We start from the raw sequence: 18786 nt of genomic DNA on the forward strand, positions 1-18786 counted from the left end.
GGGGGGATTATCGAATGAGTACACTCCCCCTCACCATGAATCTGCCTTATGAATGGCGTGTCGGCTGGCGTTACACCCGGGCGAGCCGCGCCACCCGCCGCAACGGTTTCATCTCTTTCATCTCCGGGGTCTCGGTGCTGGGCATCGCGCTCGGGGTGGCGGCGCTGATCATCGTCCTCTCCGTGATGAACGGCTTCCAGAAGGAAGTGCGCGACCGCATGCTCTCCGTCGTGGCCCACGTCGAGCTGTATGACGCCCACGGCGGCGCGCTGGTCGACTGGACGTTGCTGGCCAATGCCGTCCGTCGGCACCCCGACGTCGCTGGTGCCGCGCCCTTCGTGCCCGCGCAGGCCCTCATCGCGCGGGGCGACGACATGCGGGGTGCCATGGTGCGCGGCATCGTGCCCTCCCAGGAAGCGCAGGTCACCCCTCTGGCGGCCAGCATGCAGCCCACCTTCGGGCGCCTGACACCGGGCGGGTGGGGCGTCGTGATCGGCGTGGAGCTCGCGCGCAACCTCGGCGTTCGAGAAGGCGATTCGATCACCCTGGTGGCCCCCAGCGGGCAGGTGACACCCGCCGGCGTGGTGCCGCGGCTCAAGCAGGTCACGGTGGTGGGGCTGTTCAACGCCGGCCACTACGAATACGACAGCGGTCTGGTGCTCATGCATGCCGACGATGCGGCACGGCTGTTCCGTACGGGCGGCATTTCGGGCGTGCAGCTGCGACTGAAAGATCCCCAGGCCGCGCGCCGCGTGGCCGCCGAACTGCAGGCCCTGTTGGGCGATGGCGTCATCGTGCGTGACTGGACGCACACCAACCGCAACTGGTTCGATGCCGTCCAGGTGGAAAAGCGCATGATGTTCATCATCCTCACGCTCATCGTCGCCGTGGCCGCCTTCAACCTCGTCTCCACCCTCGTGATGACCGTGACCGACAAGCGCGCCGACATCGCCATCCTGCGCACGCTCGGGGCCAGCCCGCGTTCCATCATGGGGATCTTCATGGTGCAGGGGGCGCTGTCCGGGGTGCTGGGCACGCTGGGCGGTCTGGGGTTGGGGCTGATCGTGGCGTTCAACATCGACGTGATCGTGCCCGCCATCGAGCGCCTGCTCGGCGTCAGCTTCCTGCCCGGCAGCATCTACCTGATCAGCAAGATGCCGTCCGACCCGCAGTGGTCCGACATCATGCCGATTGCCGTCATCTCACTCGTCCTGTCCCTCGCCGCCACGCTGTATCCCAGCTGGCGCGCCAGTCGTGTGCAACCCGCCGAGGCCCTGCGCTATGAGTGAACTCATTCCCGCCGAACACCGTCCCCTCCCGGTCCGCAAGGTGCATTCGCTGCGCACGTTCCGTTGGCTGGCCCATGGCTGGGCGGATTTCATGGACGCGCCCCTGGTGGGTCTGGCGCATGGCGCCGTGATGGGCCTCTTCGGCGCGCTGCTGCTTGCCTTTGCCTGGGACCGCTTCTGGGTGCTGGCCGGCGCGTTCTCGGGCTTCCTGCTGGTGGCGCCAATCCTGTCCACCGGCCTGTACGCCATCAGCCGGGCGCTGGTGCGCGGCGAGCCGGCCAACTTCGGCACGGTGGCCCGCGTGTGGGGCTCGCTCGACCGGCGCCTCGTGCAGTTCGGCATCCTGCTGACTTTCCTGGGCACGGCGTGGGTGATCACCTCGGCGGCGCTCATCACGCTGGGCGTCAAGCCCCCGGTCAGCACACCGAGCGATTTCCTTCACCGCGTGGTGCTCGCGGCCGATCCGGGCGTGTTCGAACTGTGGCTGCTGCTGGGCGGGCTGATGGCGGCCCCGCTGTTTGCCTCCAGCGTCGTGGCCATCCCGCTGCTGCTCGACCGCCGTGTGACCATGCAATGCGCGCTGCGCACCAGCTGGCGTGCCGTGGCCGCCAACCCCATCTGCCTGAGCCTGTGGGCGGCGATCATCATGACGCTGACCGTCCTCGGACTTGGCACGCTCATGTTCGGCCTGATCGTGGTGATCCCGGTGCTGGGCCACGCCACCTGGCATGCCTACCGGGACCTCGTGGTCCGCGAGACGAGTTGATATGTACGGTTTGACCGAGGAGCAGATTGCTCAATGGGGGCTGACCTTCGGGGTCGGCGCCTTCATCCTCTACATGATGTTCATCATCGTGCAGTTGGCCCGCGAATCGAAGGCCGGCAAGTTCGGCACCTTCGTGCTCTTTCTCGTGCTGGGTTTCGGCGTGCTGGGCTTCGTGGCCAAGAACGTGATCGCCTGGCTGCTGAACATCTGATGCACACCCCGCCGAACCTCATCCTAGAAGCGCGCGGCCTGGTGCGTCGTTTCCACGAAGGCCCGGTCGATGTCACCGTGCTGCAGGGCGTTGACCTCAACGTGTCGGCCGGCGACACCGTGGCCATCGTCGGGGCGTCGGGCTCGGGCAAGAGCACGCTGCTGCACCTGTTGGGCGGACTCGATGCGCCCACCCAGGGGCAGGTGCGCCTGATGGGCCGCGATCTGGCGCAGCTGAACGCGGCCGAGCAGGGCGCCTGGCGCAACCAGCACCTGGGCTTCATCTACCAGTTCCACCACCTGCTGCCCGAGTTCAGCGCGCTCGACAACGTCGCCATGCCGCTGCTGATCCGTCGTCAGACCCTTGCGCAGGCGCGCGAACAGGCGCAGGCGTGGCTCGGTCGCGTCGGGCTCACGCACCGCAGCAGCCACCGCCCGGCCGAACTGTCCGGTGGTGAGCGCCAGCGCGTGGCCGTGGCCCGAGCCCTGGTCACCCGGCCCGCGTGCCTGCTGGCCGACGAGCCGACTGGCAACCTTGACCGTGGCACCGCCGACACCGTGTTCGGCCTAATGATGCAGCTGGCCCGGGACGAAGGCACGGCGGTGATCATGGTCACGCACGACAGCAGCCTGGCCGAGCGCTGTGCCGTGCGCCACCACCTGGTGGGCGGCGCGTTCGCCGACTGAGCGCTTCACGGGCGCCGCCCATGTGGATCGACACCCATTGCCACCTGGACGCCCCGGAGTTCGACGTTGACCGGCCCGATGTGATTGCGCGGGCGCATGCCGCTGGCGTCACCATGCAGGTGATTCCGGCCGTGATGCCGTCGACCTTTGAATCGGCGCGGCAGGCTGCGGTCGATGCGCGGGGCGGCTATGCGCTGGGCACTCACCCGCTGTATGTGCACCAGGCAGGGCCTGATCCCGTGGCGGCGTTGGCCGCCGCGCTGCAGGTCCACGGTGCCGATCCGCGGCTGGTGGCCATCGGCGAGATCGGCCTTGACCATTTCGTGCCTGAACTGCAGGACCCCGTGTCGCGTCGGGCTCAGGAAGACCTCTATGCCGCGCAGCTGGCACTTGCTGCCGAACACGGTCTGCCGGTGATTCTTCACGTTCGGCGCAGTGCCGACCTGCTGCTCAAGCACCTGCGGCGCCAGCGCGATGCGGGCCGCCCGGTGCCCGGTGGCATCGCCCATGCCTTCAACGGCAGCGCCCAGCAGGCCCAGTCGTTTGTCGAGCTGGGCTTCTGCCTGGGCTTTGGCGGCGCCATGACCTTCGACCGCGCCCTGCAGATCCGGCGTCTGGCGGCAAGCCTGCCCGACGCCGCTGTCGTGCTGGAGACTGACGCCCCCGACATCCCGCCCCACTGGCTGTACCGCACGGCGGCCGAGCGGGCGGCCGGGGCTCGGTCACGCAACGAGCCGGCGGAGTTGCCCGCCATCGGCGCGGTGCTCGCGGGGCTGCGCGGCTGGTCGATCGACCAGACCCGCACGCACACCACCCGCAACGCCGTGACTGCCTTGCCCCGCCTGCGCGGGTTGGGTGTCCTGCTCTGACACGTTCGCTGTCACCGGATCGCACGATTGCGCCACAACGCGCTTGAGACGCTTCGCCGCTGGAGTGCTGCAGCCTGGGGCAACACTGCTCCATGTCGGGTGGGATAACCCTGTGCCAGATCCGGCCTTTCCCTGTCACATCCCCGTCTGGCCGATTTCCGGCACAGGCCTTGCCCTTGGCTCCCCCAACCCGCGGTCCAGCGGGCTCAACCAAACCAAGGTTCAAGACTGGAGACAACATGAAGACTGCCCCCATCAAGTCGATCCTCGCCCTCGCGGTCGCTGCCGCTGCCGCTTTCCCGGCTCAAGCAGTGAGCTTCGAGCAGAACGGCGTCACGCTCGACATCAACGGCACGGTCAACGGGTTCTACGTCAATCGCGAGACCAAGGACACCACCAGTGGTTCGCAGGTCACGACCAAGAGCAGCGGCATCTCCAACGGCCTGCTGCCTGGCTGGATCAACTTCGTGGCGACCACCAAGGCTGGTGGCTACGACGTGAAGGCACACATCAGCTTTGCGCCTGGCATCAACGACAGCTCGAGCAACGTCGGCCTGCCGTCTGCCCCTGGCGCTGGCGCGACGGGTGGCAGCAACAGCCCCTTCACGCAGATCGACACCCGCAACAACTATTTCTCGTTCGGCACGCCCACCATGGGCACGTTCAAGATCGGCCGTGACATCGGCATGTTCGGTCAGAACGTGATCCTGTCCGACATGACCCTGATCGGCGTCGGCGGCACATCCAACGCAGCGATTCCGTTCAACACGACCTTCGGCATGATCGGCCACGGCTACATGTACACCGGCTTCCAGGCCCAGGTGTCGTACATGAGCCCGAAGGTGTCCGGCTTCCAGGCCGGTGCAGGTCTGTTCCAGCCCAAGAACTACGCGGGCGACACCGCCAAGACGCCGGGTCTCCAGGCCATGGCCACCTACGACATTCCTGGTGCGCTGCCGGGTCAGCTGTGGACCGGTCTGGTTCACCAGAAGACCGACTGCCAGACCAGCACGGGTTGCGGCATCAAGCCGTACACCGCCAACGGGTTTGAACTCGGCGGCAAGGTGAAGGTCGACGCGTTCGAATTCCTGGCCTACACGTTCACGGGCAAGGGCCTTGGCCTGTCGTCGGTTGGCGCCCAGTTCTACGGTGGTGCCGACACCGACGGCAACAAGACGAAGTCCAACGGCTACTTCCTGCAAGGCACTTACAAGCTGGGCGACACCAAGTTCGGCCTGAACTACGGTCAGAACAAGGACAAGGACGGCTTCCTGGGTGATGGCGGCGAGCGCAAGAACCGTTCTTACACACTGGGCGTGTACCACTCGCTGAACAAGTTCATCACCCTGGTGGGCGAGTTCAACAACGAGAAGATCACCACCAACGGCCCTGGTGAGATCAAGAACAACACCGTCAGCCTCGGCGGCATCCTGTTCTTCTAAGCTCTCGCTTGAGTCGCACGTCTGTCGCCCTATGGCGGCAGACACGCTTCACCGGGGCGCTGGCCAATGGGCTGGCGCCCCGTTTCGCTATCTGGAAAGCACACGGCGCAGACCGTGAATCAAAGAGGCCGACAGGCTCAGTCCGTGAGCCCTTCCAGCGGTCGCATCACCTCAGCCTGCTCGAACACCTCGCGCCATGCGGCCAGCTTTCGCTCGAACGACCACGACGCGTTGGCCGGGCTGGTGGAAGGCAGCCGATAGACCGGCAGCCCCAGCGCCTCGGTGACGCGCCGGTGCCGGGCTGACTCCCCGCCGTTGTGGGCGACCGCCCGCAGCGTGGGTGCCTGGTGGATCAGCCCAGGCAGATCGTTGAGTTCGGCGTCCCGAATGGCGCTGTCGAGGCTGCCTTCGCGCGCGCACCCCGCATACACATCCCATATCGCCAGGCCATGTGCCCGCGCGACCGGCAGGCGCTCGGCATACGGGCGCGCCTGCAGGGCCGCATCGCCTTCCAGCCCCCACAGGGCCGACAGAATGGGCCAGAACGCGTTGCGCGGGTGGGCGTAATACTGCTGTGAAGCGAGCGAGGCCACCCCCGGAAAGCTGCCCAGAACCAGCAACCTGGCGCCCGCACCCACCACTGGGGCCAGGCCCGCCAGACGGGGCGATGCAGGGACGAGGGGCGCGCTGGGCATGGCTCGGCACTGTGCCACACTCGCCTGGTGAAACGAAAGCCCCGACTCCCCGAGGCCACCCTGTCCGAGCAGGGCGGTCTGCGTTACCTTCATCTCGAAACGCCCTGGATCCAGGGTGCCATGCGCATCCGCCAGCCCTTGAAGCTGGAGCTCGAGTACATCCAGCGCATGATGGCGTGGACGCTGCTTCGTGAGCCCGACACCGTGCCGGAGGCCCGTACGCTGCAGCTTGGGCTGGGTGCCGCCGCGCTGACCAAGTTCTGCCACGGCGTGCTGCGTGCGCCGACCACCGCGGTCGAGCTCAATCCGCAGGTCATCTCCGCCTGCCGGGCGTGGTTCCACCTGCCGGACGACGATGAACGCCTGACCGTCATCCAGGGCGATGCGGCCCGCTTTGTCTCCGACGACGCGCATGTGGCCGCCTTCGACGCCATTTGTGTCGACCTGTACGACCATGAAGCGGCCAGCCCGGTGCTGGACGACGAAGCGTTCTACCGGGCGTGCTGGCAGGTGCTCGACGACGGTGGGGTGATGAGCGTGAACCTGTTCGGTCGCGACGTCAGCTTCGACCGCAGCGCGGCCCGCATCGCCGCCGCGTTCGGCGCCGAGCATGTGGCCATGCTCAAGCCCACGAGCGACGGCAACACCATCGTCCTGGCATGGAAAGGCTTCGACCTCCCTCCGCGCGAAGTGCTGGCTGAACGGGCCGAATCTTTACAGACCCGCTGGAATCTGCCTGCGCGAAAATGGGTCAAATTGCTGTCTCGCTGCACCCCGTCACCTTCTGCCTGACATGAGCGCTTCCTCTGCGTCTGCCCCCCCGCCCGGTGCGCCGCCGGCACCCCGCCGCACTGCCGTCCCGCCCAAGGGGCCGCTCGAGTGGCGCCTGCTGCTGCAGTGGCTCACCGAAGACGGTGTGGTCAGCGTGCGCGACGCCGAAAAGGTGGCCCGTCGCTTTGCCGCCGGCGACAGCGCCCAGCACCCGTTGGTGCGCCTGGCTGGCATGGGGCTCACGCGGGCCGACAACGGCAACCTGCTGGAACTCGAGCCGCTGACCGAGTGGCTGGCCGGGCGCGTGGGCATGCCCTACCTGCGCATCGATCCGCTGAAGGTGGACGTGGCCCGCGTGGCCGAGATCATGTCCATCAATTACGCCGAGCGCCGCAAGGCCCTGCCGGTGCAGTTGACGCTGACCGAGATCACCATCGCCACCAGCGAGCCCCTGGATGTGGACTGGGTCGAAGAGATCCTGTCGCACACCAAGAAAAAGGTGAAGCTGGTTGTCTCCAGCCCGCTGGACCTGCAGCGCTACCGCACCGAGTTCTACACGCTGGCCAAGTCCGTCAAGGACGCCAACAAGAAGACGGGCGACTCGGTGGCCCACAACTTCGAGCAGCTGGTCGAGCTGGGCAAGAGCAACCGCCAGCTCGATGCCAACGACCAGGGCATCATCCAGGTCGTCGACTGGCTGTGGCAGTACGCCTTCGATCAGCGCGCCTCCGACATCCACCTCGAGCCGCGTCGCGAGATGGGCGCCATCCGCTTCCGCATCGACGGCGTGCTGCACACCGTCTACCAGGTGCCGCTGGCCGTGATGCAGGCCATGACCGCCCGCATCAAGCTGCTCGGCCGCATGGACGTGGTCGAGAAGCGCCGCCCGCTCGATGGCCGGATCAAGACCCGGAACCCGGGTGGCGACGAAGTCGAAATGCGTCTGTCGACCATGCCCACCGCCTTCGGCGAGAAGCTCGTGATGCGCATCTTCGATCCGGACAACACCGTCAAGTCCTTCGAGGCGCTGGGCTTCGCCCCGAGCGAAACCCAGATCTGGGAGCAACTCGTGAGCCGCCCGCACGGCATCATCCTGGTCACGGGCCCCACGGGCTCCGGCAAGACCACGACGCTGTACTCGACGCTCAAGCGCGTGGCCACCGACGAGGTCAACGTCTGCACCATCGAGGACCCGATTGAAATGATCGAGCCCTCGTTCAACCAGACGCAGGTGCAGCCCGCCATCGACCTGGGCTTTGCCGAAGGCCTGCGCGCGCTGATGCGTCAGGATCCGGACGTCATCATGGTGGGCGAAATCCGCGACCTGGAAACCGCCGAAATGGCCATCCAGGCCTCGCTCACCGGCCACCTGGTGTTCTCCACGCTGCACACCAACGATGCAGCCTCGGCCATCACCCGCCTGACCGACCTGGGCGTGCCCAGCTACCTGATCAGCGCCACCGTGATCGGCGTGCTGGCCCAGCGCCTGGTGCGCACGCTGTGCCCGCATTGCAAGAAGCCCGACGAAGCCGTACGACCCGAGATGCTGGCCGAGGCCATCAAGCCATGGCGGCTCAACGGTCACATCCAGCCTTACAAGCCGGTCGGTTGCCTGGAATGCCGGATGACGGGCTTCAAGGGGCGCGTGGGCCTGTACGAGCTGCTGCCCATCAGCGAGGCGCTGCGCACCGCCATCCACCCGCACATCGACATGCCGCGCCTGCGACAGATGGCGGCCAAGGAGGGGCTGCGTCCCCTGCGACCGGGGGGTGTCATGAAGGTGGCCGAAGGGGTGACGACGCTGGAAGAGGTGCTGCGCAACACGCCTCAGTGGGAGACCTGATCGTCCAGGGCTGCGGGGCCCGGCCCGGCGAAGGGCTCGACGGTCACCTCGCAGCGGATGCCGCTGGGCTCGGCCTCCACCCAGCGCACGCTGCCTCCCAGCTGCTTGACGCGCTTGCGCACACCGCCCAGGCCCAGCCCGTGCGACCAGTTCGAGGGCGTGCGACCGATGCCGTTGTCTTCCACGGTGAGGGTGAGGCGGTCTTCCGCGAGCGACAGGTGCACGGCGATGTGGGTGGCCCGCGCGTGACTCAAGGCGTTGCTCACCAGCTCGCGCAGGATGCGGGTCAGGGCCGACCACTGCACCATCGTCAGCGTCAGGTTGGTGTCAACGCTGAAATCGAAGTCCAGCCGGCACTCGGCCACGCTGGCGCGGTGATGCAGATCGCGTTTCCATTCGGCGGCCGCCTCCATCAGGCTGTGTGATTGCGCCGCCAGGCCGCGAGTCAGCGTTTTCAGATCCTGGATGGTGTGCCGGATGTACTGCTCGATCTCGGGATTCGGAGCCTGGTACATCAGCGTGAGCAGGCGCGCACCGATGTCGTCGTGCAGGTCCTGCGCGATGCGCAGCCGCTCTTCGGTGCGGCCCTGCTCCACGGCCTGGTCGAAGTTCAGGGCGCGCTGGAGCTGCTCGACGATGCGCTCGGCCAGGCTGGCGTCTTCCAGCGTGAACAGGCGCCGTCCTTTGTGGGCGTGCTGCAGCACCAGCACGCGGGCTGGCTCCTGGCTGCCGCCGTGCAGCCGGGGCATGCCCACCAGCAGCACCGCACCGTTGCCGCGCAGACAGGCCGCCTGCAACGATCCGTGCGCGATGCTGACCTGCAAGGGGTCGAACAACTCGCGCATCAGGCGCAGCATCGACGCATCCAGCGTGTCGGGCTGACGCTCCACCTCGCGTGCAATCCGGTACAGGTGCTGGAAGAGCTTCTCCATCGAGAGCGACTCCCGCCCCGGCAGCAGCGTGAGCAGCCAGCGGCGCGCCACCATGTACACACCCAGCGCCAGAAACAGCGACAGCGTCATCGAGGTGAACTGCCCCATCGAAAACACCGCGACGAAGAGCAGATCGAGCGACGCGGCCACTGTGCTCGACGCCGCCAGCAGCGAGAACTCCTGCAGCACCTGCCTTGTGCGCGACAGGTAAGGTGACAGCAGCAGTTCCGTTGCCACAAAGACATGCCAGATCATCGCGCCGTATACCGCCAGGTGGCGCTGCAGATCCGGCCGGGTTTCGCCCAGCGCGATGGCCGCCGTCAGAGCCCCCCCGGTGGCGATGGACATCAGCGTGAAACGCCGCATCACCAGCGTGAAGGGGTGGGGCGCCAGGCGCTGTCCGCGGGTCATCAACGCCACCGAGGCTACCAGCAGCAGGCCGGCACTGATCTGGACGCCCCACCATGCCGCCTCACGGGGTAGGCCCTGGTACGCGCCCCAGGCCGTGGCCGCAGCCAGGCTCCAGGCCATACCGGCAAGGCCGACCCAGCCGGGTTGTCGGTGCGGGTGCGTGACCGCCACTTGCACGAGCGCGGCCGCACTGCACAGGTCGCAGGCCACGCGCACGTGCAGGTCGAGCTGAATCAGCCAACCGGGCGCAAAGAAGTCGAGGTTGCTGTGGAGCGCCATCAACATGAGCTGTGCGCTTTGCGCCGTCGTCAGCACGGCGAAGGCGGCGTTGCGGGCCTGAAGGCCCGCCAGCAGCACCACAGCCCCCACGAGGAAGACCGCCAGGGCGAGCGCGGCCAGCAGCCAGAACAGCACACTGACACCGGCCCAGCCACGGGGCGCGATCAGCAACGGTTCTTCGGCCGTGTGCGCAAAGCGCAGGTGGGCCACGAGCCCATCCGGCCGCCAGTGGGCGCGCACCCGGTCAATCTGCGCATGGAAGCGTTCGAGGCGGTCCCGCTGCGCAGGGGAGGGCATCCACCGCGCCGACTGCTGCAGCAGCAGCATGTCCGTCGGCAGGCTGATCGGCAGGCCGGGTCCGATGTCGGGCGGTGGGTCGATGCGCAGCCCCACCAGCGCCTGTCCCTCCAGCTTGCGCAGCGTGGGGTAATCGACCGACTGCAACGTCAGGTGCCCGTCGCCCGTGGCCTTGAGGGTGACCGGCAGCCGCGGCTGCTGGGTCAGCCACCACCCGCAGGCAGCCACCACCAGGCAGCTGGCCAGCACGATGAAAACCAGCAATCGCAGGCGCCACCCGATCCAGCGCGGGCGTTCCATGGTGCGCTGCAGCGCCTCGTCCAACGTGGGCCAGTGCGCCGCTGCGTGTCGCCCCAGCAGGCCGTCGAGCCGGCTCAAGGCAGGGGCGTCGTGGCCAGCTTCGTGAAGGCGGGCCGCGTTCGACATGGCCGGCTCAGACCAGGCCTTGTTTGCTTGCCAGCACCGCGGCCTCGGCGCGGCTCGAGACGTTCAGCTTCTTGTAGATCGATTTGATGTGGTCGTTGACGGTGAACCACTTGATGCCCATCAGCGACGCGATCTCCTTGATCGTGAAGCCCTTGCTGAGGTAGGTCAGCACTTCGCTTTCGCGCGGGGTCAGACGCTCATGGTCCAGCGGGGCAGGCGCTGCGGCTGGCGACGGGGCGCCCGAGGCGGGTGGCTCTGCCACGCCGTGCCCGTTGCCGGTCAGCCCCTCGCCGCTGCGGAAGTGGTTCAGCAGCCGCCGGGCGATGGCGGGCGACAGCGGCGGTTGACCGCGCACGATCTTCTGCAGCTCCTCGACGAGCACTTCGAAGCGGTCTTCCTTCAGCAGGTAGCCGTCGGCGCCGCATTGCAGTGCCGGGAAGAGGTGCTCGTCGTCCGAGTACAGCGTGGTGACGATCCGGGTGGCCGGGTAGCTGGACAGCTCCGTCAGCAACTCCAGACCGCTGCCATCGGGCAGTTCCAGATCGACCATGATGAGCTGGAAAGGGTCGGCCGACGGCGTGGCCCGGCCCCCCGGCGCATGGCCCAGCAGCCGGCGGGCGGCGTCGAGGTCACTCGCTTCGGTGATGCTGTCCACATCGCTGAAGCTTTCGCGCACCACGCGGCACAGAAAGCCACGCGCGACCGGGTTGTCTTCGAGAATCAGTACCTTGACAGCCATGGAATTCCTCCCGAGTCCATTGGTCGGCCTCTGGGCTCAGTTGGTGGGCCCGGGCTGAACCGCCGCTCGGGGATCTCGTCCATCGGACGAGTGGGGGAAATGTGTACCCGGTAACTTTACATGCAAGCCTGGGTTCGGCGGACACCGGGTGCACCGAATCAGGGGGCGCCGTGCTGCGGGGCGTTGCGCTCCTACAATGCAATCATGCGAATTCTCATTGCCAACGATGACGGGTATCTGGCGCCTGGCATCGCCGCGCTGGTGGAAGCCTGCCAGGGACTCGGCACGATCGACGTGTTTGCCCCCGAACGCAACGCCAGTGGCACCTCCAACGCCCTGACGCTGCACCAGCCGCTGAGCCTGCACACCGCGGCCAACGGATTCCGCTATGTCACGGGCACGCCGTCCGACAGCGTGCACCTGGCGCTCACGGCAGGGCTGATCCCCAAGCCCGATCTGGTGCTCTCGGGCATCAACAACGGCGCCAACATGGGCGACGACACCCTGTACTCCGGCACGGTCGCCGCGGCCACCGAGGGCTATCTGTTCGGCGTGCCGGCGATCGCGTTCTCGCAGGTGGTCAAGGGCTGGCACGCGCTGGACGCAGCCGCCCGCACCGCGCGCCGCATCATCGAGCACGTCCTGGCCCATCCTCCGGCCGAATCGCCCTGGCTGCTCAACGTCAACATCCCGAACCGGGACGACGCCGACACGCTGCCCTGGGCCATCACCCGACTGGGGCGCCGGCATGCCAGCTTCCCCGCCGTGCCGCAGACCAACCCGCGGGGCGACCTGTTCTACTGGATCGGTCCGGCCGGTGAGGCGCGCGAAGAAGGCGAGGGCACCGATTTCCATGCGGTCCGCCACGGTCAGGTGTCGATCACGCCATTGAAGGTCGACATGACGGACCACCAGCGCATGCCCGTCTGGCAGGGCTGGGCCGGCGAACGATGAGCCACGGCCACTCGGACAAGCCGCGCCGCTTTCCGCTGCAGCTGAATCAGGTTGCAACGGCGCGGCCCGCCGCGTCCCGCGCGACCCCTGCCGTGGCCGCCCGCGAGGTGCTGCGGCCCCAGAACCCGCTGGCGCAGGCCGAGCAGGACCGCCGACGCGCCCACACGCCCGGCGGCGTGGGGCTCGATTCCGTGCGGGTGCGCGCCCGCATGGTGGAGCGACTGAAGGCCGATGGCCTGTCCGACGCGCGCGTGCTGGCGGCCTTTGCCGCCGTCCCGCGCCACCAGTTCGTCGACACCGCGCTGGTCAACCAGGCTTACGAAGACACCAGCCTGCCCATCGGACTGGGCCAGACGATTTCCAAGCCCTCGGTGGTGGGGGCCATGATGCAGCTGCTGTGCGAGCGGCCCGGTGGCCCTGTGGCGCGCGATGAAGCGAGGCCGCTGGGCGTGTGCCTCGAGATCGGCACCGGGTGCGGCTACCAGGCTGCCTTGCTGGCGCTGCTGGCCCGCCGCGTGGTGTCCATCGAACGGGTGCGTGAGTTGCATGTGAAGGCGCGCGCGCACCTGGATGCGGTCGAGCCTGTCCTGCCGGCACGCGTCGACATCCGCTTGCTGTTCGGCGACGGCATGCTCGGCCACGCGCCCGGTGGGCCCTATGACACCATCATCGCGGCGGCAGGGGGGCAGGCCTTGCCCCAGGCGTGGCTGGACCAGCTTGCGCCCGGGGGGCGGCTGGTGGCCCCGGTCGACGACGGCCGGCCCGGCGCACAGGTGCTGACCATCGTCGATCGGCTGGCGGACGGCACCTACCAGACCCGCCGCGCCGGGGCTGTTCTGTTCGTGCCACTAAAATCCGGCACCACATGATGTTTCGTGGCCCTGGAACGATCGGGGCTCCACAGCGTCCCATGCACATGATTTCTACATTCAGGTTGGCGGCCTCGACGGCGGCTTTGCTCGTCCTGGCCGGTTGCGCCTCGACGAACCACAAGGCGCCAGTCGAGGAGCGCTCACGCCCCTCCGGCTCTCCCTCGGCACCGTCCACGACGGCGCCCGCCAAGGCTTTGCCCGGCGCAGAAAACGCCGGCAAGCCGGGTTACTACACCGTCAAGCCGGGCGACACGCTGATCCGCATCAGCCTCGACTCGGGGCAGAACTGGCGCGACCTCGCAGCCTGGAACAGCCTCGAGAACCCGAACCTCATCGAGGTGGGGCAGGTGCTGCGCGTGGTGCCGCCGACAGCCGACCCGGGCTCGACCTCGGCGGTGGCTTCGGCCAAGCCGCTGGCGCCGCCTTCGCGCATCGAGGCCCGCCCCCTTGACAGCAAGACGCTGCCCGCCACCGCGAAGCCCGCCAGTGGCGCCGCTTCGGCTGCCGCCTCGGGGGCTGCGGCCGGCGCAGCGTCGGGCGGGCAACCTGCTTCGGCGGCCGACGCCAGCAAGGACAAACCGCGCGACACCGGCACGGACGAGCCCAGCTGGACCTGGCCGGCCGCCGGCCCGATGCTGGGTGGCTTCGAGGAAGGCCGACGCAAGGGCCTGGCCATCGGCGGCAAGGCCGGTGACCCGGTGTTTGCTGCGGCGGATGGTCGCGTCGTGTACGCTGGTTCAGGCCTGCGCGGCTATGGCAACCTCGTCATCATCAAGCACACGGGCGATTACCTGACGGCCTACGCGCACAACCAAACCCTGCTGGTCAAGGAAGACCAGTCGGTGCGCCGCGGCCAGAAGATTGCCGAGATGGGCTCGACCGACGCCGACCGCGTCAACCTGCACTTCGAGATCCGCAAGCAGGGCAAGCCCATCGACCCGGCCAAACAATTGCCGGCTCGCTGAGCGTGCACGGGGCTGGCCGGCTCGAGAGCCTGGCCAGTCCTGAGACAATATCGGGATGAGTGCCTCTCCCGAAACCCCTGTCACCGAAGCGCCGGCGCCCGTGCAGCCGGCCATCAGCCTTCCGCCGGTTGCGCCCGGCCAGGAATGGCTTACCGTCGAATCGCTGGATCTGGATGCCCAGGGCGTGGCCCACCGGGCAGACGGCAAGGTCGTGTTCATTGAAGACGCGCTGCCGGGCGAGGTCGTCCGCGTCAACGTCGGGCGCCGAAAGAACAACTGGGAACAGGCCACGCTGGCCGAGATCCGCCGCGAAAGCCCGCTGCGTGTCACGCCCCGGTGCACCTTCTTCGGCCTGTGCGGCGGCTGCAAGATGCAGCACTTTCACGCCAGCGCCCAGGTGGCCGTCAAGCAGCGCGTGCTGGAAGACAACCTCTGGCACCTGGGCAAGGTCAAGCCCGAAACCCTGTTGCGCCCCATCGAAGGCCCGGCCTGGGGTTATCGCTTCCGCGCCCGCCTGTCGGTGCGCTACGTGGCCAAGAAGAATACCGTGCTGGTCGGCTTCCACGAGCGCAAGTCCCGCTATGTGGCCGACATGACGAGCTGCGAGGTGCTGCCCCCGCATGTGAGCCGCCTGCTGGTGCCGCTGCGCGAGCTGATCGGCGCCATGGACGGGCGCGACCGCCTGCCGCAGATCGAAGTGGCCGTGGGCACGCGGGTGACCGTACTCGTGCTGCGTCACCTTGAGCCGCTGAGCGCGGCCGATGTGCAGCGGCTGAAGGACTTTGCGGCCACACACAGCCCGGCCGAAGGCGGCCAGAACACCCTCTCGTGGTGGCTGCAGCCCAAGGGCCCGGACACCGTGCATCCGCTGGACGAAACCGCCCCGACGCTGGACTACACCCTGCCCGAGTTCGGCATCACCATGCCGTTCAAGCCCACCGACTTCACGCAGGTCAACCATGCGATCAACCAGGTGCTGGTTGGCCGCGCGCTGCGCCTGCTGGCCGTGCAGCCCGACGAGCGCGTGATCGACTGGTTCTGTGGCCTGGGCAACTTCACGCTGCCGCTCGCCACGCAGGCCCGCGAGGTGCTGGGCATCGAGGGCAGCGAGACCCTGGTGGCCCGCTCGCGTGAGAACGCCGTGGCCAACGGGGTGGCCGAGCGCACCAGCTTTGTCGCCCGCAACCTGTTCGAGATCACGCCGCAGGAACTGGCCGGCTACGGCCACGCCACCCGCTGGCTGGTCGACCCGCCGCGCGAAGGGGCGTTTGCCCTCGCCAAGGCCCTGGCCGACCTGCACCAGGATCCCTCGCTGGTGCCCGACTGGCAGCGCCCGCAGCGCATCGTCTACGTCAGCTGCAACCCGGCCACGCTGGCACGGGATGCCGGCCTGCTGGTGCACCAGGCGGGATACCGCTGCACGGCCGCCGGCGCCGTCAACATGTTCCCGCACACGGCGCACGTCGAGAGCATGGCCGTGTTCGATCGCGCCGACTGAGCGGCCGGTTCACCGATCACCCGCAAGGGTGATCGGGCATGGTCTGCATGGCCGCCGCCTGCCCGACATAATGGCCGAACGCTGCCCAGGCCCCGCCTGAGCTTGACATGACTTCACACAGCCAGCGGGCCCGCCGTGTCAGCCCGCGGTGTCCCATCCGCGTTGGAGGAAGCATGTCCGCTGCCGGAGATCCCGTGCCCCTCATCTCATCCCGAAGCCGTTCGCTGCAGTGCATTCGACGCTGGTCGCTCGCCTTGTGCATGAGCGGCGCAGGCCTGCTGTCTGTCGGTGTGTTTGCGCCGGCCCAGGCGGCCACGCTGGAAGGCCAGCGCTTCGACGACACGCTCGTGCTGGCCGATCGCACCTTGCGCCTCAATGGCCTCGGGCTGCGAGGCGTGGCGTGGGTGAAGGCCTTTGTCGCGGGGCTCTACCTCAGCGCGCCAACCAAGGACACGGCCCAGGCTCTGGCCATGCCCGGCCCCAAGCGGATCCGGCTGCAGGTGATGCTCGACGCGCCCAGCAAGGAGCTGACCCGCTCGCTGCTCAAGCGTGTGCACAAGCATGAGCCGGCCGAGGTGCAGCTGCGCCTCGAAAGCCGCCTCACCACGCTGGCTGCGCATCTCGACGGCGTCGGAGACCTGAAGGTGGGCGACACCCTGGACCTCGACTACGTGCCTGGCCGCGGCGTGCTCCTGCAGCACAACGACCGCCCGGTGGGCACCGCCATTCCGGGTGAAGACCTCTACCGCGCCGTCATGAAAATCTTCGTGGGCGACAACCCGGTGGACGCGCGCATGAAGCAGGGGATGATGCGTGGCGGTGTCTGATCCGCACCTGGACCGTTTCATCGACGCGCTGTGGCTGGAAGACGGCCTGAGCGCCAACACCCTGGGCGCCTACCGTCGAGATCTGCAGGCGCTGGCCGACTGGCTGGTGCATGAAGAAACCGGGCGCACGCTGGTGTCGGCCACCGAGACCGACCTGTTGGGCTACACCCTGGCCCGTCACAGCGTGACCAAGCCCTCGTCGGCGGGGCGGCGCCTGAGCGTGTTCCGACGCTTCTACCGCTGGGCCGTGCGCGAGCACCTGACATCGCAGGACCCGACCGTGCGGATGGATGCGCCCCGTCAACGCATGCGGGTGCCCGGCACGCTGACCGAGAGCCAGGTCGAGGCGCTGTTGAACGCCCCCGATGTGCATGAAAGCCTGGGGCTGCGCGACCGTGCCATGCTCGAACTGATGTACGCGAGTGGCCTGCGCGTCAGCGAGCTGGTCGAGCTCAAGTCGGTGCATGTGGGGCTGGACGAGGGCGTGCTGCGCATCACCGGCAAGGGCAGCAAGGAGCGCCTGGTGCCATTTGGTGGGGAGGCCGGCGACTGGCTGCGCCGTTATCTGGCCGAGGCTCGGGCGGTGATCCTGGGCGGGCAGGTGAGCGACGCGCTGTTCGTGACCGCGCGTGGCGGGCCCATGACCCGACAGATGTTCTGGAAGCTGATCAAGAAGTACGCGATGCTGGCCGGCATCACGCAACCCCTGTCGCCCCATACCTTGCGCCACGCGTTTGCCACGCACCTGCTGAACCACGGCGCCGACCTGCGGGTGGTGCAAATGCTGCTGGGCCACGCCGACATCTCGACCACCCAGGTCTACACGCACGTGGCGCGGGAGCGTCTGCGCCAGCTGCACAGCCAGCATCATCCGCGCGGCTGAGCGCGCGCCGGCCGCCCTGGCTCACGCAAAGAGCCCGCCGCGGAACGACACGCCCACGACCACGAACAGCACCGAAGTCACCGTCACGATGCCGATGCGGCGGCCCATGGCGGGCAGCGTCTGCGCCGTCAGGCGCGGGATGACGCGCAGGCGGGCATCGAGTGCGGTGAGCACGGTCACGGCCAGCAGCGCGAGCTTGGCCGCCACCAGCGTGGCCGGTCGGTCTGCCAGCGACAGCCACCGCCCGACGTCGGGCACCAGCGTGTAAGCCATCCAGAGCCCCGTCACCACCTGAATGACCAGCGCCGGCATGCCGATGCGTTCGTATGCAGACTCGAAGTCGAGCAGGATGCGGACATCGCCTTGCTTCAGCGCCCGCGGCAGCACGGTGGTGGCGAGGACCAGGTGGCCGCCCGTCCAGACGGTGGCGGCCAGGATGTGCAGAAGAAGAACGGTGCTGTACATCGCCATGAGGAAGAAGCCGGGGCTGTTCGATTGACGGTGCTTTCAGCGGTCCGCTGTTCCGCCGTTGTGCTGATGGGGCGCCTGTCGGCGCAGTGCCTCGGGCAGCGTGCGCCGCAACTTGGCGGCCGCGAAGACCTCGCCTCCGTGGCGTCGGGCAAAGGCCTGCGCGTCAGAGCGGTTGCGGAACGGGGGCAGGTTGCCGGCCCGCATCGGCCCCAGTGCGTCCGAGCCGTGGACGAACCAGGCTGAATCAAGAGGCAGCCAGGTGCCAGAGCCGAAGTCCTGAACGTAGCTGGCGCGGACCTCGGTGTGTGTCCGGGCCCGAGTGTAGCGCCCCACGTTCTGCAGGTACAGCAGCAGGCTCACGGGCGAGTCGAAGAAGTAGGCTGCCCCGTCGTCGAAGATGAGCTGTGCGGCCCAGCGCGGCGTGCGCGCCGGAAACATGCCGCAGACCGGGCAGCGAGCGTCCAGTGGCACGGGCCTGGCGGCATGGCGGGGCAGGCCGGAGCGGGCGTCGTACGCGTGCGGCAGGATGCTGCGGCACACGTCGGCTTCCGCTGGTGCTGGTGTGGGGGCAGTCGATGCCACCGCGGCGGACCGGACCGCACCGGAACTGGGCACGAGCAAGGCGACCGCCAACAGGGGGCCGCCTGCGAGCCACCACGC

19 protein-coding genes are annotated in these 18786 nt (G+C 68.1%); 14 read left to right on the plus strand and 5 right to left on the minus strand.

Features of this window, described 5'->3' with window-relative positions:
• Positions 1 to 35 precede the first annotated feature (35 nt).
• The 6 genes from Q0Z44_RS00760 (at position 36) to Q0Z44_RS00785 (ending at position 5263) form a co-directional block, all read left to right on the plus strand.
• Positions 36 to 1289, plus strand: a complete 1254-nt coding sequence (locus Q0Z44_RS00760; protein WP_298008682.1) for a lipoprotein-releasing ABC transporter permease subunit — start codon at positions 36 to 38, stop codon at positions 1287 to 1289.
• A complete protein-coding gene (locus tag Q0Z44_RS00765) occupies positions 1282 to 2055 on the plus strand; it encodes a DUF2189 domain-containing protein (protein WP_298008686.1) in 774 nt (257 codons plus the stop codon). Before Q0Z44_RS00760 ends, Q0Z44_RS00765 begins: the two co-directional genes overlap by 8 nt.
• 1 nt (position 2056) lies before the next feature.
• Positions 2057 to 2266 (plus strand): DUF2788 domain-containing protein, encoded by a 210-nt coding sequence (locus tag Q0Z44_RS00770; protein ID WP_294638950.1) that lies wholly within the window; start codon positions 2057 to 2059, stop codon positions 2264 to 2266.
• Positions 2266 to 2952, plus strand: coding sequence for an ATP-binding cassette domain-containing protein (locus Q0Z44_RS00775; protein WP_298008690.1), 687 nt, complete (start codon positions 2266 to 2268; stop codon positions 2950 to 2952). The genes Q0Z44_RS00770 and Q0Z44_RS00775 overlap by 1 nt, the downstream gene beginning before the upstream one ends.
• Before the next feature lie 20 nt (positions 2953 to 2972).
• Entirely contained in the window at positions 2973 to 3821 is an 849-nt protein-coding gene (locus tag Q0Z44_RS00780) for a TatD family hydrolase (protein WP_298008692.1), read from the plus strand.
• 239 nt (positions 3822 to 4060) lie between these two features.
• Complete coding sequence (locus Q0Z44_RS00785) at positions 4061 to 5263, plus strand: porin (protein WP_298008695.1); 1203 nt, start codon at positions 4061 to 4063, stop codon at positions 5261 to 5263.
• 137 nt (positions 5264 to 5400) lie between these two features.
• On the opposite strand, the gene Q0Z44_RS00790 is transcribed toward Q0Z44_RS00785, so the two are convergent.
• Complete coding sequence (locus Q0Z44_RS00790) at positions 5401 to 5958, minus strand: DNA-deoxyinosine glycosylase (protein WP_298008700.1); 558 nt, start codon at positions 5956 to 5958, stop codon at positions 5401 to 5403.
• A 27-nt stretch (positions 5959 to 5985) separates the two neighbouring features.
• Here Q0Z44_RS00790 and Q0Z44_RS00795 point away from each other — a divergent pair, with 27 nt between their 5' ends.
• Together Q0Z44_RS00795 and Q0Z44_RS00800 are read left to right on the plus strand one after the other, a co-directional pair.
• Positions 5986 to 6750 carry a spermidine synthase gene (locus Q0Z44_RS00795; protein ID WP_298008703.1) on the plus strand — a complete coding sequence of 255 codons (765 nt, stop codon included), beginning with the start codon at positions 5986 to 5988 and terminating at the stop codon, positions 6748 to 6750.
• 1 nt (position 6751) lies between these two features.
• Entirely contained in the window at positions 6752 to 8572 is a 1821-nt protein-coding gene (locus Q0Z44_RS00800) for a type II/IV secretion system protein (RefSeq protein ID WP_298008706.1), read from the plus strand.
• On the opposite strand, the gene Q0Z44_RS00805 is transcribed toward Q0Z44_RS00800, so the two are convergent.
• Together Q0Z44_RS00805 and Q0Z44_RS00810 are read right to left on the minus strand one after the other, a co-directional pair.
• Positions 8557 to 10917, minus strand: a complete 2361-nt coding sequence (locus tag Q0Z44_RS00805) for an ATP-binding protein (protein ID WP_298008709.1) — start codon at positions 10915 to 10917, stop codon at positions 8557 to 8559. The two genes, Q0Z44_RS00800 and Q0Z44_RS00805, sit on opposite strands and share 16 nt — an antisense overlap.
• A gap of 7 nt (positions 10918 to 10924) precedes the next feature.
• Positions 10925 to 11656 (minus strand): response regulator transcription factor, encoded by a 732-nt coding sequence (locus tag Q0Z44_RS00810; protein ID WP_298008712.1) that lies wholly within the window; start codon positions 11654 to 11656, stop codon positions 10925 to 10927.
• A gap of 204 nt (positions 11657 to 11860) precedes the next feature.
• Here Q0Z44_RS00810 and surE point away from each other — a divergent pair, with 204 nt between their 5' ends.
• The 6 genes from surE to xerD all read left to right on the plus strand — a co-directional run bounded on the left by surE (position 11861) and on the right by xerD (position 17655).
• The gene (gene surE / locus Q0Z44_RS00815) at positions 11861 to 12610 is read left to right on the plus strand and encodes a 5'/3'-nucleotidase SurE (RefSeq protein WP_298008716.1); all 750 of its coding nucleotides are present in this window, start codon (positions 11861 to 11863) and stop codon (positions 12608 to 12610) included.
• Positions 12607 to 13479: a protein-L-isoaspartate O-methyltransferase gene (locus Q0Z44_RS00820; RefSeq protein WP_298008719.1), complete on the plus strand. Its 873-nt coding sequence runs from the start codon at positions 12607 to 12609 to the stop codon at positions 13477 to 13479. Before surE ends, Q0Z44_RS00820 begins: the two co-directional genes overlap by 4 nt.
• Positions 13480 to 13520: 41 nt before the next feature.
• Positions 13521 to 14447: a peptidoglycan DD-metalloendopeptidase family protein gene (locus Q0Z44_RS00825; RefSeq protein WP_298008722.1), complete on the plus strand. Its 927-nt coding sequence runs from the start codon at positions 13521 to 13523 to the stop codon at positions 14445 to 14447.
• 55 nt (positions 14448 to 14502) lie between these two features.
• Positions 14503 to 15945, plus strand: coding sequence for a 23S rRNA (uracil(1939)-C(5))-methyltransferase RlmD (gene rlmD / locus Q0Z44_RS00830; RefSeq protein WP_298008725.1), 1443 nt, complete (start codon positions 14503 to 14505; stop codon positions 15943 to 15945).
• A 173-nt stretch (positions 15946 to 16118) separates the two neighbouring features.
• Positions 16119 to 16772 (plus strand): chalcone isomerase family protein, encoded by a 654-nt coding sequence (locus Q0Z44_RS00835; RefSeq protein WP_298008730.1) that lies wholly within the window; start codon positions 16119 to 16121, stop codon positions 16770 to 16772.
• On the plus strand, positions 16759 to 17655 hold the full coding sequence (gene xerD, locus Q0Z44_RS00840) for a site-specific tyrosine recombinase XerD (RefSeq protein ID WP_298008733.1): 897 nt from the start codon (positions 16759 to 16761) through the stop codon (positions 17653 to 17655). The genes Q0Z44_RS00835 and xerD overlap by 14 nt, the downstream gene beginning before the upstream one ends.
• 21 nt (positions 17656 to 17676) lie before the next feature.
• Here xerD and Q0Z44_RS00845 read toward each other — a convergent pair whose 3' ends face one another.
• The gene (locus Q0Z44_RS00845; RefSeq protein ID WP_298008736.1) at positions 17677 to 18120 is read right to left on the minus strand and encodes a CopD family protein; all 444 of its coding nucleotides are present in this window, start codon (positions 18118 to 18120) and stop codon (positions 17677 to 17679) included.
• A 42-nt stretch (positions 18121 to 18162) separates the two neighbouring features.
• Positions 18163 to 18708, minus strand: a complete 546-nt coding sequence (locus Q0Z44_RS00850; protein WP_298008739.1) for a nitrous oxide reductase accessory protein NosL — start codon at positions 18706 to 18708, stop codon at positions 18163 to 18165.
• Positions 18709 to 18786: the final 78 nt, after the last annotated feature.

Source organism: uncultured Aquabacterium sp. (assembly GCF_947366995.1).
Taxonomy (GTDB): Bacteria; Pseudomonadota; Gammaproteobacteria; order Burkholderiales; family Burkholderiaceae_C; genus Aquabacterium.